We start from the raw sequence: 14131 nt of genomic DNA on the forward strand, positions 1-14131 counted from the left end.
ATGGCTGAAGCTGAAAAAACCGTCCGTACGCTGACTGGCCGTGTCGTCAGCGACAAAATGGACAAGACCATCACCGTTCTGATCGAGCGTCGCGTCAAGCACCCGATCTACGGTAAATACGTTAAGCGTTCGACTAAGCTGCACGCGCACGACGAATCCAACCAGTGCAAAATCGGCGACAAGGTTTCCATCCGTGAAACCCGTCCGCTGGCCAAGACCAAGTCCTGGGCACTGGTTGAAGTCCTCGAACGCGCTGTTGAAGTCTAAGGGCTAGGGGTCGGAGAAATTTTATGATTCAGACTCAATCCATGCTCGATGTGGCCGATAACAGCGGCGCTCGTCGCGTCATGTGCATCAAGGTGCTCGGTGGTTCGCACCGCCGTTACGCCGGCATCGGTGACATCATCAAAGTAACCGTCAAGGAAGCAATTCCGCGCGGTAAGGTCAAAAAAGGCCAGGTGATGACCGCTGTTGTCGTCCGTACCCGTCACGGTGTACGTCGCGCTGACGGTTCCATCATTCGTTTCGACGGCAACGCTGCTGTTCTGCTGAACACCAAGCAAGAGCCGATCGGCACTCGCATCTTCGGGCCAGTGACCCGTGAACTTCGTACTGAGAAGTTCATGAAGATCGTCTCGCTCGCCCCTGAAGTGCTGTAAGGAGATCCGACATGCAAAAGATTCGTCGTGACGACGAGATCATCGTGATCGCCGGCAAAGACAAAGGTAAGCGCGGTAAGGTGCTGAAGGTTCTCGCTGACGACCGTCTGGTCATCGGTGGTGTGAACCTGGTCAAGCGTCATACCAAGCCTAACCCGATGGCGGGCGTTCAGGGCGGTATCGTCGAAAAAGAAGCGCCTCTGCACGCTTCCAACGTTGCCATCTTCAATGGCGAAACCAACAAGGCTGACCGCGTTGGTTTCAAAGTAGAAGACGGTAAGAAAATTCGTGTCTTCAAGTCGACCCAAAAAGCGGTTGATGCTTGAACACTGCTAGGTAGAAGACCATGGCACGACTGAAAGAGATTTACCGGAACGAAATCGCTCCTAAGCTTAAGGAAGAACTTAAGCTGTCGAACGTGATGGAAGTTCCGCGCGTTACCAAGATCACCCTGAACATGGGCCTGGGCGAAGCGATCGGCGACAAGAAAGTCATCGAGCACGCTGTTGCCGACCTGGAAAAGATCACCGGTCAAAAGCCGGTTGTGACTTTCGCTCGTAAATCCATCGCGGGCTTCAAAGTCCGTGAAGGATGGCCGATCGGTGTCAAGGTGACCCTGCGTCGCGAAAAGATGTACGAATTCCTGGACCGCCTGCTGGCGATCTCCCTGCCTCGGGTCCGCGACTTCCGCGGCCTGAATGCCAAGTCCTTCGATGGCCGTGGCAACTACAGCATGGGCGTGAAAGAGCAGATCATCTTCCCGGAAATCGATTACGACAAGATCGATGCTCTGCGCGGTTTGGACATCACCCTGACCACCACTGCTCGTTCGGATGACGAAGGCCGCGCTCTGCTGCGTGCATTCAAATTCCCGTTCCGCAACTGATTGGAGTAGGAAAATGGCCAAGAAGAGCATGAAAAACCGCGAGCTGAAGCGTCAGCTCACGGTAGCCAAGTTCGCCAAAAAGCGTGCTGAGCTGAAAGCGACCATCGTCAACCTGAACGCCTCTCCTGAAGAGCGTTTCGCTGCCGTTGTCGCTCTGCAGAAGCAGCCACGTGATGCCAGCGCTGCGCGTCTGCGCAACCGTTGCCGCCTGACCGGTCGTCCTCACGGTGTATACCGTAAGTTCGGCCTGGGCCGTAACATGCTGCGTCAAGCCGCAATGCGCGGTGACGTACCAGGTCTGGTCAAGGCCTCCTGGTAATCGCTGCAGGTGTGACCCTGGCGGAAGGGGGGTAATCTTCCGACCGCCGGTGTTCTCGCCAACAAACAAGCCCCTTCATGGGGCTTGTTTCGTTTCTGTCTTGTGTCTAGAATGACCGGCTCACCTGAGCCCGGGTTTTTACCCTGCCTGCTTGGGTGGTTGTGATAGCCGCAAGGCTAATAATTCTTGTATCAGGAGCATCTAGCCCATGAGTATGCAGGACCCGTTAGCGGACATGCTAACTCGCATCCGTAATGCCCAGATGGCTGAAAAGTCCGTCGTAAGCATGCCTTCCTCCACTCTGAAGGTCGCGGTTGCCAAAGTTCTGAAAGACGAAGGTTACATCGCTGGCTACCAGGTTACTGGTGAGGCCAAGCCGTCCCTGTCGATCGAACTCAAGTACTTCGAAGGCCGTCCGGTCATCGAGGAACTGAAGCGTTCCAGCCGTCCTGGCCTGCGCCAGTACAAGTCCGTCACAGACCTGCCGAAAGTTCGTGGCGGCCTGGGCGTGTCTATCGTCTCCACCAACAAAGGTGTGATGACTGACCGCGCTGCGCGCGCTGCCGGTGTCGGCGGCGAAGTTCTGTGCACAGTGTTCTAAGGGGAGATAGGCATGTCTCGCGTCGCTAAGAACCCCGTTAAGCTGCCAGCTGGTGTCGAAGTCAAATTCGCCGGTCAGCAGCTTTCGGTGAAGGGTGCCAAAGGCACTCTCGAACTGAACGTTCACTCGTCTGTTGAAGTTACCGAAGAGTCCGGCGAACTGCGTTTCGTCGCTCGCAACGGTGATCAGCAAGCTCGCGCCATGGCCGGTACTACCCGTGCTCTGGTCAACAACATGGTCCAGGGCGTAAGCCAAGGCTTTGAGCGCAAGCTCCAGCTGGTCGGTGTTGGTTACAAGGCACAGGCTAAAGGCACCGTCCTGAACCTGGCTCTGGGCTTCTCGCATCCAGTGGACTACGAACTGCCAGCCGGTATCACTGCTGAAACTCCCAGCCAAACCGACATCCTGATCAAGGGTATCGACAAGCAGCTGGTAGGTCAGGTGGCCGCTGAAATCCGCGACTTCCGTCCGCCAGAGCCTTACAAAGGCAAGGGTGTGCGTTACGCGGACGAAGTAGTCCGTCGTAAAGAAGCCAAGAAGAAGTAGGGCCTAGCAAATGACCGACAAAAAAGTTACTCGACTGCGTCGCGCTCGCAAAGCACGTCTCAAGATGCACGAACTCGAAGTCGTGCGCCTGTGCGTGTTCCGCTCCTCGCAGCACATCTACGCCCAGGTCATTTCGGCCGACGGCAGCAAGGTTTTGGCAAGCGCCTCGACCTTGGACAAAGACCTGCGTGATGGCGCCACTGGCAACATCGACGCGGCCACTAAGGTTGGCAAGCTGGTAGCTGAGCGTGCGAAAGCCGCCGGTGTATCTCAAGTTGCCTTTGACCGTTCCGGCTTCAAGTACCATGGCCGCGTCAAAGCGCTGGCTGATGCTGCTCGTGAAGGCGGGCTGGAGTTCTAAGTTATGGCAAATAACGATCAAAAGCGCGACGAAGGCTACATCGAGAAGCTGGTTCAAGTTAACCGCGTAGCTAAAACCGTTAAAGGCGGCCGTATCTTCACCTTCACCGCGCTGACCGTGGTTGGTGATGGTAAAGGTCGCGTCGGCTTCGGCCGTGGCAAATCGCGCGAAGTACCTGCCGCGATTCAGAAAGCCATGGAAGCTGCTCGTCGCAACATGATCCAGGTTGACCTGAAGGGCACCACCCTGCAGTACGCCACCAAGGCCGCCCACGGCGCCTCGAAGGTTTACATGCAGCCTGCTTCGGAAGGTACCGGTATCATCGCCGGCGGCGCCATGCGTGCTGTCCTGGAAGTTGCTGGTGTTCAGAACGTCCTGGCCAAGTGCTACGGTTCGACCAACCCAGTGAACGTGGTTTACGCCACCTTCAAGGGTCTGAAAGCCATGCAATCTCCTGAGTCCATTGCTGCCAAGCGCGGCAAGAGCGTTGAGGAGATCTTCTGATCATGGCAACCGTAAAAGTAACGCTGATCAAGAGCGTCTCGGGCCGTATCCCTAACCACAAACTGTGCGTTAAAGGTCTGGGTCTGCGTCGCATCGGTCACACTGTAGAAGTCCAGGATACTCCCGAGAACCGCGGGATGATCAACAAGGCTTACTACATGCTGCGCGTCGAGGGTTAATCGATGAAACTCAATGATCTGAGTCCAGCGCCGGGTTCCCGTCGCGAAAAGCATCGTCCGGGTCGTGGTATCGGTAGCGGTCTGGGCAAGACCGGCGGCCGTGGCCACAAAGGTCAGACCTCCCGTTCGGGTGGTTCGATCGCTCCGGGCTTCGAAGGCGGTCAACAGCCGCTGCACCGTCGCCTGCCGAAGTTCGGCTTCGTTTCCCTGAAGGCCATGGACCGCGCAGAAGTGCGTCTGTCCGAGCTGGCCAAAGTGGAAGGCGACGTGATCTCCGTGCAATCCCTGAAGGATGCCAACGTGATCAACCAGCACATTCAGCGTGTGAAAATCATGCTGTCTGGCGAAGTTACTCGCGCAGTCACCATCAAGGGTATCGCAGCCACCAAGGGTGCGCGTGCGGCTATCGAAGCAGCTGGCGGCAAATTCGAGGAATAAATGGCTAAGCAAGGTGCTCTCTCTTCGCTCGGTAAGGGCGGGATGTCGGAACTCTGGGCTCGTCTGCGCTTTCTGTTCATGGCGATCATCGTCTATCGGATAGGTGCGCATATCCCGGTTCCAGGCATCAATCCGGACCGTCTGGCGGATCTGTTTCGGCAGAATGAGGGGACCATTCTTAGCTTGTTCAACATGTTTTCCGGTGGCGCGCTTGAGCGCATGAGCATCTTTGCATTGGGGATCATGCCGTACATCTCGGCATCGATCATCATGCAGCTGATGACCGCGGTCAGCCCGCAACTGGAGCAGTTGAAGAAGGAAGGTGAAGCTGGCCGTCGCAAGATCAGCCAGTACACCCGCTACGGCACCGTTATTCTGGCGCTGGTTCAAGCCATTGGCATGTCCATTGGCCTGGCCAACCAGGGCGTGGCGTTTTCTGCGGGCCTTGGCTTCCATGTCGTCGCGGTTTCCACGTTTGTGGCAGGCGCGATGTTCATGATGTGGCTGGGTGAGCAGATCACCGAGCGCGGTGTGGGCAACGGTATCTCGATGTTGATTTTCGCAGGTATCGTTGCCGGTCTTCCGAGAGCAATCGGGCAGTCTTTCGAGTCTGCGCGCACAGGCGATATCAACATTTTCGCCCTGGTCGCTATCGGTTTGCTGGCAGTAGCGATTATCGGTTTCGTGGTGTTCATTGAGCGTGGTCAGCGTCGTATCGCCGTTCACTACGCCAAGCGTCAGCAGGGCCGCAAGGTCTTTGCAGCGCAGACCAGCCACTTGCCGCTTAAAGTGAACATGGCGGGGGTTATCCCGGCCATTTTCGCGAGCAGCATTCTGCTGTTCCCGGCTTCGCTGGGTGCCTGGTTCGGTCAGTCCGAAGGTATGGGCTGGCTGCAGGACATCTCGCAGTCGATCGCTCCTGGTCAGCCGTTGAACATTCTGCTGTTTAGTGCAGGGATCATTTTCTTCTGCTTCTTCTACACAGCGTTGATGTTCAACCCGAAAGACGTAGCGGAAAACCTGAAGAAGTCCGGTGCCTTTATTCCGGGTATCCGTCCTGGTGAGCAGTCGGCGCGCTACATTGATGGCGTTCTGACTCGTCTGACCATGTTCGGTGCTCTTTACATGATGGCCGTCTGCCTTCTGCCCCAGTTCCTGGTGGTGGCAGCAAATGTGCCGTTCTACCTTGGCGGGACCTCGTTGCTGATTGTGGTAGTGGTTGTGATGGACTTCATGTCCCAAGTACAATCGCACCTCGTTTCGCACCAGTACGAATCCCTGATGAAGAAAGCCAACCTGAAAGGCTACGGTGGCAGCGGTTTGCTGCGCTGATACGCCCCTAAGGTTCGAGGAGTCGGTAATGAAAGTTCGTGCATCGGTGAAAAAGCTGTGCCGCAACTGCAAGATCATCCGTCGCGAAGGCGTCGTACGAGTGATCTGCAGCTCGGAACCGCGTCACAAACAGCGCCAAGGCTGAGTGTGATCTGCGTTTCAAACCCAGCAGCTAGTGTGCTGCTGGGTTGATTATTCGTTTCTACAGCGATATTATCTCGCGCCCTATTTCTTGGCTTCCGGGGCGTAGGTAGCTGTCAATTGGAGTCCCACTGAATGGCCCGTATTGCAGGCGTCAACATTCCAGATAACAAGCATACTGTTATCTCGCTGACCTACATCTATGGTGTCGGTCGCACAACTGCACAGAAGATCTGTGCAGATGCTGGTGTAAATCCAGCCGCTAAGATCAAGGATCTGAGCGACGAGCAAATCGAAACCCTGCGTGGCGAAGTTGCGAAGTTCACCACCGAAGGTGACCTGCGTCGTGACGTCAACATGAAGATCAAGCGCTTGATGGACCTGGGTTGCTACCGCGGCCTGCGTCATCGTAAAGGTCTGCCGGTTCGCGGTCAGCGCACCAAGACCAACGCACGCACCCGTAAGGGCCCGCGTAAGCCGATCCGCAAGTAATCGCCCAGGAATATAGACATGGCAAAACCTGCTGCTCGTCCTCGTAAGAAAGTCAAAAAGACAGTGGTTGATGGCATCGCCCACATCCATGCGTCTTTCAACAACACCATCGTGACCATCACCGACCGTCAGGGCAATGCTTTGTCCTGGGCGACCTCCGGTGGTTCGGGTTTCCGTGGTTCGCGCAAATCCACCCCGTTCGCAGCTCAGATCGCTGCTGAGCGTGCTGGTCAAGCTGCGCTGGAATACGGTCTTAAGAACCTCGACGTAAACGTCAAGGGTCCAGGTCCAGGTCGTGAGTCCGCCGTTCGTGCATTGAACAGCTGCGGCTACAAGATCGCCAGCATCACCGACGTGACGCCAATCCCGCACAACGGGTGCCGTCCGCCGAAGAAGCGCCGCGTGTAATCAGGAGACAGAAGAATGGCACGTTACATTGGTCCAAAATGCAAACTGTCTCGTCGTGAAGGCACCGACCTGTTCCTGAAGAGCGGCGTTCGCGCTCTGGAATCGAAGTGCAACATCGAAGCAGCCCCAGGTATCCACGGCCAGCGCCGTGGCCGTCAGTCCGACTACGGTACCCAGCTGCGCGAGAAACAAAAAGTCCGTCGTATCTACGGTGTTCTGGAGCGTCAGTTCCGCGGTTACTACCAGGCTGCTGCCTCGAAAAAAGGCGCAACCGGTGAGAACCTGCTGCAACTGCTCGAGTGCCGTCTGGATAACGTCGTCTACCGTATGGGCTTCGGCTCGACTCGTTCCGAGTCCCGTCAGCTGGTTTCGCACAAAGCGATCAGCGTCAACGGTAAGACTGTAAACATTCCATCCTACCAAGTTCGTCCGGGTGACGTGGTCGCGGTTCGCGAGAAGTCGTCGAACCAGCTGCGCATTGTTCAAGCCCTTGAACTGTGCGCCCAGCGTGGCCGCGTTGAGTGGGTAGACGTAGATTCCGCTAAGAAGTCGGGCGTTTTCAAGAACGTTCCTGCTCGCGGCGACCTGTCTGCCGACATCAACGAAAACCTGATTGTCGAGCTCTACTCCAAGTAAGGGCTAGAAAATAGGTGCATCCATGCAGATTTCGGTAAATGAGTTCCTGACTCCCCGCCATATTGATGTGCAGGTAGTCAGTCCGACCCGCGCCAAGATCACGCTCGAGCCTCTCGAGCGTGGCTTCGGCCATACCCTGGGCAACGCGCTGCGCCGCATCCTGTTGTCCTCCATGCCTGGCTGTGCAGTAGTCGAGGCCGAGATCGATGGCGTACTCCATGAGTACTCCGCGATCGAAGGTGTACAGGAAGACGTAATTGAAATCCTGTTGAACCTTAAAGGCCTGGCTATCAAACTGCACGGTCGTGACGAAGTTACGCTGACCTTGTCGAAAAAGGGTTCGGGGGTGGTTACCGCTGCCGATATTCAGCTGGATCACGATGTCGAGATCGTCAACCCCGATCACGTAATCGCGAACCTGGCGTCCAACGGCGCCCTGAACATGAAGCTCACTGTAGCTCGTGGTCGCGGTTACGAGCCGGCTGACTCCCGTCAAACCGACGAAGACGAAAGCCGTAGCATTGGCCGTCTGCAGCTGGACGCTTCGTTCAGCCCGGTGCGTCGTATCGCCTATGTGGTCGAGAACGCCCGTGTTGAACAGCGTACCAACCTGGACAAGCTGGTCATTGATCTGGAAACCAACGGCACCCTGGATCCTGAAGAGGCTATCCGCCGCGCTGCGACCATCCTGCAACAGCAGTTGGCCGCGTTCGTCGACCTCAAAGGTGACAGCGAGCCTGTCGTAGTCGAGCAGGAAGACGAGATCGATCCGATCCTGCTGCGTCCGGTTGACGACCTGGAACTGACTGTACGTTCGGCCAACTGCCTCAAGGCGGAGAACATCTACTACATCGGCGACCTGATTCAGCGTACCGAAGTAGAGTTGTTGAAGACTCCTAACCTGGGCAAGAAGTCCCTGACTGAAATCAAGGACGTGCTGGCCTCTCGTGGTCTGTCTCTCGGCATGCGCCTCGACAACTGGCCGCCTGCAAGTCTTAAGAAAGACGACAAGGCGACCGCCTGATCGTCGTAATCACCGAACGTAGTGTTTGGTAAGGAATGAATCATGCGTCATCGTAAAAGTGGACGTCACCTGAGCCGTACCAGCTCTCACCGCAAAGCTATGTTCCAGAACATGGCTGTGTCGCTGATCGAGCACGAGCTGATCAAAACCACCCTGCCGAAAGCCAAGGAACTGCGCCGCGTTGCCGAGCCGCTGATCACCCTGGCCAAGGAAGACAGCGTTGCTAACCGCCGTCTGGCCTTCGACCGTACCCGTTCGAAGTCGGCTGTTGGCAAACTGTTCAACGATCTGGGCAAGCGTTACGCCACCCGTCAGGGCGGCTACCTGCGCATCCTGAAGTGCGGTTTCCGCGCTGGCGACAACGCGCCTATGGCGTACGTCGAGCTGGTTGATCGTCCAGTCGGTGGTGCTGTAGAAGCTGCCGAGTAAGACGTTCTGTCTGCTACAAAAAACCGGGCCTAGTGCCCGGTTTTTTGTTTCTGCAGGTATTGTTTATTTCTATTGATACAAGACATGTAATGAATTTGTTTTGAAACAACCGCTCGTCGATACTCCTATCCAAGCCGATTCGCCGGCAGTCCAAGACCGATATGGAGAGCCCATGAGCAAGATTCTCACCACCGCCAGCGGTGCCCCCGTAGCTGACAACCAGAATTCCCGCTCTGCTGGCCCGCGCGGCCCGCTGCTGCTCGACGATTTCCACCTGATCGAGAAACTCGCTCACTTCAACCGAGAGAACATCCCTGAACGGCGTGTACACGCCAAGGGCTCCGGAGCCTATGGCACTTTTACAGTCACCCAGGACATCACTCGATTCACCAAGGCCAAGCTGTTCGACACGATTGGTAAGCAGACTGAAACCTTCCTGCGTTTTTCTACCGTCGGTGGCGAGCGCGGTTCGGCAGATACCGAGCGTGATCCTCGTGGCTTTGCAGTAAAGTTTTACACCGAGGAAGGCAACTGGGACATCGTGGGTAACAACACCCCGGTTTTCTTCATTCGTGACCCGCTAAAATTCCCGGACTTTATTCACACCCAGAAGCGCCACCCGCAAACCAACCTGAAGAACGCCCAGATGATGTGGGACTTCTGGTCGCATTCGCCGGAGGCGTTGCACCAGGTCACCATCCTGTTCTCTGATCGTGGCATCCCGGACGGCTACCGCCACATGCACGGCTTCGGCAGCCACACCTATAGCCTGATCAGCGCTGCTGGCGAGCGTACCTGGGTCAAATGGCACTTCAAGACCCAACAAGGCATCAAGAACCTTACGCCCGCCGATGCTGCGCGCCTGGCCGGTACAGACCCTGACTACGCCCAGCGCGACCTGTTCGAGGCCATCGAACGCGCAGACTACCCGCGTTGGACCGTGTGCATTCAGGTCATGACTGAAGAGGAGGCGGCCAGTCGCGATGAAAATCCGTTCGATGTGACCAAGACCTGGTCGCAGAAGGACTATCCGTTGATCGAGGTAGGTGTGCTGGAACTTAACCGCAACCCGCTCAACTATTTCGCCGAAGTCGAGCAGGCAGCGTTTGGCCCGAGCAACATGGTGCCGGGCGTGGGGCTTTCGCCAGATCGCATGCTGCAGGGCCGCGTGTTCGCCTATGCCGATGCGCATCGCTACCGCGTGGGCACCAACCACCAGCAGTTGCCCGTCAACGCGCCACGCTGCCCGGTCAATAGCTACCAGCGTGATGGTTCGATGGCTTTTGGTAGTTATGGCGGTGCGCCCAATTACGAGCCCAACAGCTATCGCGACGCGCCTAAGCAGTCGCCTGACCATGGCGAACCAGCATTGGCCCTCAATGGAGCAGCTGATCGCTACGATCACCGTGAAGACAACGACTATTACAGCCACGCCGGTGCACTGTTCCGCTTGATGAGCGATGAGCAAAAGGCACTGCTGATCAGCAATATCGCTGGAACCATGGCAGGCGTCAGTGAAGATGTCATCCAGCGTCAGTTGCAGTACTTCTTCAGGGCTGATCCGGCCTACGGTGAAGGCATCGCCAAGGCATTGGGCGTGAATCTCGCCTAACTCGAAGTGATAAGGAGAACCGCCCTCATTTGGGCGGTTTTTCAATGAATATCACTACTGTTTACCCGATTTTTTGCCCCTGATTGCGCAGTTTTCAGTGACCGCAAGCAATTCCTGGTTCAAACTATGTTTCATTAGACGTATCCACACGGAGAATCAGGGCGATGCAAGGTCACCCGGACGTAATCAATTATCTCGTCACGTTGCTGAAGGGCGAACTGGCCGCACGCGATCAGTATTTCATTCACTCGCGCATGTACGAAGACTGGGGCCTGTCCAAGCTCTACGAACGCATCAACCATGAAATGGAAGAGGAAACCCAGCACGCCGATGCGCTGATGCGGCGTATCCTCATGCTCGAAGGCACCCCCGATATGCGCGCGGATGACCTGGAAGTGGGCAGTACCGTGCCCGAAATGATCGAAGCGGACCTCAAGCTTGAGTACAAGGTTCGTGCCGCCCTGTGCAAGGGCATCGAGCTGTGCGAGCTGCACAAGGACTACATCAGTCGCGATATCCTGCGTGCCCAGCTGGCCGATACCGAAGAAGATCACACCTATTGGCTTGAGAAGCAGCAGGGCCTGATCAAGGCCATCGGCCTGGAAAACTACCTGCAGTCGCAGATGTAAGTTATCCACAGACTAAAAAAGAGCCCCTGGCACCATCGGTAACCAGGGGCTTTTTCATGCACAGGCAGATCAGGCCCGGTCACGCTCCAGAAGCGGTTTGAGATAGTGCCCTGTGTACGACTGCTTCATCTTTGCCAGCTCTTCCGGTGTACCGCTGGCAATAATTTGCCCACCCTTTGAACCACCCTCCGGGCCCAGGTCAACCAACCAGTCCGCGGTCTTGATCACATCGAGGTTATGTTCGATAACCACCACGGTGTTGCCGTGGTCGCGCAGGCGATGCAACACATCCAGCAACTGCTGGATATCGGCGAAGTGCAGGCCGGTGGTCGGCTCGTCAAGGATGTACAACGTCTTGCCAGTATCGCGCTTGGACAGTTCGCGTGAGAGCTTGACCCTTTGCGCTTCACCGCCCGACAGCGTGGTCGCCGACTGCCCCAGTTTGATGTAAGACAGCCCCACATCCATCAGGGTTTGCAGCTTGCGCGCCAGGGCCGGCACCGCATCGAAGAATTCGCGAGCATCCTCGATGGTCATTTCCAGCACCTCGTGGATGTTCTTGCCCTTGTATTTGATCTCCAGGGTTTCGCGGTTGTAGCGCTTGCTCTTGCACACGTCGCACGGCACGTAGATATCTGGCAGGAAGTGCATCTCCACCTTGATCAGCCCATCGCCTTGGCACGCCTCGCAACGCCCGCCCTTGACGTTGAACGAGAAACGCCCTGGGCCGTAGCCGCGCGAGCGCGATTCCGGCACGCCGGAAAACAGCTCGCGAATCGGGGTAAAGATGCCGGTATAGGTCGCCGGGTTCGAACGCGGTGTGCGGCCGATCGGGCTCTGGTCGATATCGACAACCTTGTCCAGGTGCTGCAGGCCATCCATGCTGCTGTGCGGGGCGGCTTCCAGGCTGCTCGCACCATTGAGGGCTGTAGCGGCCAGGGGATACAGCGTGTTGTTGATCAACGTCGACTTGCCCGAGCCGGATACGCCAGTCACGCAGGTCAGCAGACCGATCGGGATTTCCAGATCAACGTTCTGCAGGTTGTTGCCACGCGCACCCTTGAGCTTGAGGGACAGCTTTTTGTCGCGGGGGGTGCGTTTGGCCGGTACAGCGATTTTCTTGCGCCCAGACAGGTACTTCCCGGTCAGCGAGTCGGGATGTGCCATGACTTCCTGAGGCGTGCCCTCGGCAACGATCTGGCCACCGTGTACGCCGGCACCCGGGCCGATGTCCACCACGTAGTCAGCCAGGCGAATGGCGTCTTCGTCGTGCTCGACCACGATCACGGTATTACCCAGATCGCGCAGGTGGTTCAGGGTGGCGAGCAGGCGGTCGTTGTCGCGTTGATGAAGACCGATGGACGGCTCATCAAGGATATACATCACTCCGACCAGCCCTGCACCAATCTGGCTGGCAAGGCGGATCCGCTGCGCTTCGCCGCCGGACAGGGTGTCGGCACTGCGATCCAGGGTGAGGTAGTCCAGGCCGACGTTGACCAGAAACTGTAGGCGTTCGCAGATTTCCTTGAGGATCTTTGCAGCGATTTCACCGCGACGCCCGGTCAAGGTCAGCTCGCCGAAGTAGCTGCTGGCTTCACCGATAGGCAGGTTGGTCACCGCCGGCAGGGTTTTTTCGCCTACCCAGACATGACGGGCTTCCCGGCGCAGGCGGGTGCCGCGGCAGTCGGGGCAGGGCTGGGTGCCGAGGAACTTGGCCAGCTCCTCGCGCACCGTGGCCGACTCGGTCTCGCGGTAACGCCGCTCCAGGTTGGGCACGATCCCTTCGAACGGGTGCGAACGCTTGACGATATCGCCACGGTCGTTCAGGTACTTGAAGTCGACGCTCTGCTTGCCGCTGCCTTGCAGGATCACTTTCTGGTGTTCGGCCGACAGCTCGCCGAACGGCTCCTCCAGGCTGAAGCCGTAATGCGCTGCCAGCGAGCCAAGCATCTGGAAGTAATAGACGTTGCGCCGATCCCAGCCGCGGATAGCACCCTCGGCCAATGTCAGCTCGCTGTTGACCAGACGCTTGATATCGAAAAATTGCTTCACCCCCAGGCCGTCGCAGGTCGGGCAGGCGCCGGCCGGGTTGTTGAAGGAGAACAGCTTGGGCTCCAGCTCGCTGATCGCATGGCCGCAGACCGGGCAGGCGAAGCGGGCGGAGAAGATCGTCTCTTCGCCTTCCTCATCGTCCATCGGTGCAACCAGGGCGATGCCGTCGGCCAGCTTGAGAGCGGTCTCGAATGACTCGGCAAGGCGTTGTTGCAGGTCGGCGCGGACCTTGAAGCGGTCCACTACCACATCGATGCTGTGCTTCTTCTGCTTGTCCAGCTTGGGCAGTTCGTCGAGTTCGTAGAGCTTGCCGTTGACGCGTGCCCGAACGAAGCCCTGGGCACGCAATTCGTCGAACACGGCCAGGTGCTCACCCTTGCGCTCGCGGATCACCGGTGCCAGCAGCATCAGCTTGCTGCCTTCCGGGCGCTCCAGCACCAGGTCGACCATCTGGCTGATGGTCTGCGCCTCCAGCGGAATGTCGTGGTCCGGGCAGCGCGGCGTACCCACGCGAGCATAAAGCAGGCGTAGGTAGTCGTAGATTTCGGTGATGGTACCTACCGTCGAACGCGGGTTGTGCGAAGTCGACTTCTGCTCGATGGAGATGGCGGGCGACAGGCCTTCGATGGTGTCGACGTCAGGCTTTTCCATCATCGACAGGAATTGCCGGGCGTAGGCCGACAGCGATTCCACATAGCGGCGCTGACCCTCGGCGTACAAGGTATCGAATGCCAGGGAAGACTTCCCCGACCCGGACAAGCCGGTGATCACGATCAGCTTGTCCCGCGGCAGGGTCAGGTCGATGTTCTTCAGGTTGTGGGTACGTGCCCCACGAATCAGGATCTTGTCCACTGCGGCCTCGCTTGGCGGGCATAAACAAGGA

21 protein-coding genes are annotated in these 14131 nt (G+C 57.4%); 20 read left to right on the top strand and 1 reads right to left on the bottom strand.

Features of this window, described 5'->3' with window-relative positions:
- The 20 genes from rpsQ (at position 1) to bfr (ending at position 11196) form a co-directional block, all read left to right on the top strand.
- A complete protein-coding gene (gene rpsQ / locus IWW33_RS13730) occupies positions 1-267 on the top strand; it encodes a 30S ribosomal protein S17 (RefSeq protein WP_008089812.1) in 267 nt (88 codons plus the stop codon).
- A 23-nt stretch (positions 268-290) separates the two neighbouring features.
- Positions 291-659, top strand: a complete 369-nt coding sequence (gene rplN / locus IWW33_RS13735; RefSeq protein WP_008089810.1) for a 50S ribosomal protein L14 — start codon at positions 291-293, stop codon at positions 657-659.
- Between the two features lie 11 nt (positions 660-670).
- Complete coding sequence (gene rplX / locus IWW33_RS13740) at positions 671-985, top strand: 50S ribosomal protein L24 (RefSeq protein WP_003255476.1); 315 nt, start codon at positions 671-673, stop codon at positions 983-985.
- Positions 986-1005: 20 nt separating this feature from the next.
- A complete protein-coding gene (gene rplE, locus IWW33_RS13745; protein ID WP_012316517.1) occupies positions 1006-1545 on the top strand; it encodes a 50S ribosomal protein L5 in 540 nt (179 codons plus the stop codon).
- A 13-nt stretch (positions 1546-1558) separates the two neighbouring features.
- Positions 1559-1864 carry a 30S ribosomal protein S14 gene (rpsN, locus tag IWW33_RS13750; RefSeq protein WP_012316516.1) on the top strand — a complete coding sequence of 102 codons (306 nt, stop codon included), beginning with the start codon at positions 1559-1561 and terminating at the stop codon, positions 1862-1864.
- 208 nt (positions 1865-2072) lie between these two features.
- Entirely contained in the window at positions 2073-2465 is a 393-nt protein-coding gene (rpsH, locus tag IWW33_RS13755; protein WP_008089805.1) for a 30S ribosomal protein S8, read from the top strand.
- 12 nt (positions 2466-2477) lie between these two features.
- On the top strand, positions 2478-3011 hold the full coding sequence (rplF, locus tag IWW33_RS13760) for a 50S ribosomal protein L6 (protein WP_009681972.1): 534 nt from the start codon (positions 2478-2480) through the stop codon (positions 3009-3011).
- A gap of 10 nt (positions 3012-3021) precedes the next feature.
- Positions 3022-3372, top strand: coding sequence for a 50S ribosomal protein L18 (rplR, locus tag IWW33_RS13765; RefSeq protein ID WP_008089801.1), 351 nt, complete (start codon positions 3022-3024; stop codon positions 3370-3372).
- A 3-nt stretch (positions 3373-3375) separates the two neighbouring features.
- A complete protein-coding gene (gene rpsE, locus IWW33_RS13770; protein WP_003255465.1) occupies positions 3376-3876 on the top strand; it encodes a 30S ribosomal protein S5 in 501 nt (166 codons plus the stop codon).
- A 2-nt stretch (positions 3877-3878) separates the two neighbouring features.
- Positions 3879-4055 (top strand): 50S ribosomal protein L30, encoded by a 177-nt coding sequence (rpmD, locus tag IWW33_RS13775; RefSeq protein WP_008089798.1) that lies wholly within the window; start codon positions 3879-3881, stop codon positions 4053-4055.
- A 3-nt stretch (positions 4056-4058) separates the two neighbouring features.
- The gene (gene rplO / locus IWW33_RS13780) at positions 4059-4493 is read left to right on the top strand and encodes a 50S ribosomal protein L15 (RefSeq protein ID WP_003255461.1); all 435 of its coding nucleotides are present in this window, start codon (positions 4059-4061) and stop codon (positions 4491-4493) included.
- Positions 4494-5825 carry a preprotein translocase subunit SecY gene (gene secY, locus IWW33_RS13785; RefSeq protein WP_003255459.1) on the top strand — a complete coding sequence of 444 codons (1332 nt, stop codon included), beginning with the start codon at positions 4494-4496 and terminating at the stop codon, positions 5823-5825.
- A 28-nt stretch (positions 5826-5853) separates the two neighbouring features.
- Positions 5854-5970: a 50S ribosomal protein L36 gene (gene rpmJ, locus IWW33_RS13790; protein ID WP_046788135.1), complete on the top strand. Its 117-nt coding sequence runs from the start codon at positions 5854-5856 to the stop codon at positions 5968-5970.
- Positions 5971-6101: 131 nt separating this feature from the next.
- Positions 6102-6458: a 30S ribosomal protein S13 gene (rpsM, locus tag IWW33_RS13795; RefSeq protein ID WP_012316515.1), complete on the top strand. Its 357-nt coding sequence runs from the start codon at positions 6102-6104 to the stop codon at positions 6456-6458.
- A gap of 18 nt (positions 6459-6476) precedes the next feature.
- Positions 6477-6866, top strand: coding sequence for a 30S ribosomal protein S11 (gene rpsK / locus IWW33_RS13800; RefSeq protein ID WP_003255454.1), 390 nt, complete (start codon positions 6477-6479; stop codon positions 6864-6866).
- 15 nt (positions 6867-6881) lie between these two features.
- Positions 6882-7502: a 30S ribosomal protein S4 gene (rpsD, locus tag IWW33_RS13805; RefSeq protein WP_012316514.1), complete on the top strand. Its 621-nt coding sequence runs from the start codon at positions 6882-6884 to the stop codon at positions 7500-7502.
- Between the two features lie 22 nt (positions 7503-7524).
- Entirely contained in the window at positions 7525-8526 is a 1002-nt protein-coding gene (gene rpoA / locus IWW33_RS13810) for a DNA-directed RNA polymerase subunit alpha (protein WP_003255452.1), read from the top strand.
- Positions 8527-8568: 42 nt separating this feature from the next.
- Complete coding sequence (gene rplQ, locus IWW33_RS13815; RefSeq protein WP_003255451.1) at positions 8569-8955, top strand: 50S ribosomal protein L17; 387 nt, start codon at positions 8569-8571, stop codon at positions 8953-8955.
- Positions 8956-9127: 172 nt separating this feature from the next.
- Positions 9128-10567: a catalase gene (locus tag IWW33_RS13820; RefSeq protein WP_046788134.1), complete on the top strand. Its 1440-nt coding sequence runs from the start codon at positions 9128-9130 to the stop codon at positions 10565-10567.
- Positions 10568-10731: 164 nt separating this feature from the next.
- Positions 10732-11196: a bacterioferritin gene (gene bfr / locus IWW33_RS13825; RefSeq protein ID WP_012316512.1), complete on the top strand. Its 465-nt coding sequence runs from the start codon at positions 10732-10734 to the stop codon at positions 11194-11196.
- Between the two features lie 69 nt (positions 11197-11265).
- Here bfr and uvrA read toward each other — a convergent pair whose 3' ends face one another.
- Entirely contained in the window at positions 11266-14100 is a 2835-nt protein-coding gene (gene uvrA, locus IWW33_RS13830; protein WP_174142037.1) for an excinuclease ABC subunit UvrA, read from the bottom strand.
- Positions 14101-14131: the final 31 nt, after the last annotated feature.

The sequence above is a fragment of the Pseudomonas sp. M2 genome (assembly GCF_015751845.1).
GTDB classification, from domain to species: Bacteria; Pseudomonadota; Gammaproteobacteria; order Pseudomonadales; family Pseudomonadaceae; genus Aquipseudomonas; species Aquipseudomonas putida_E.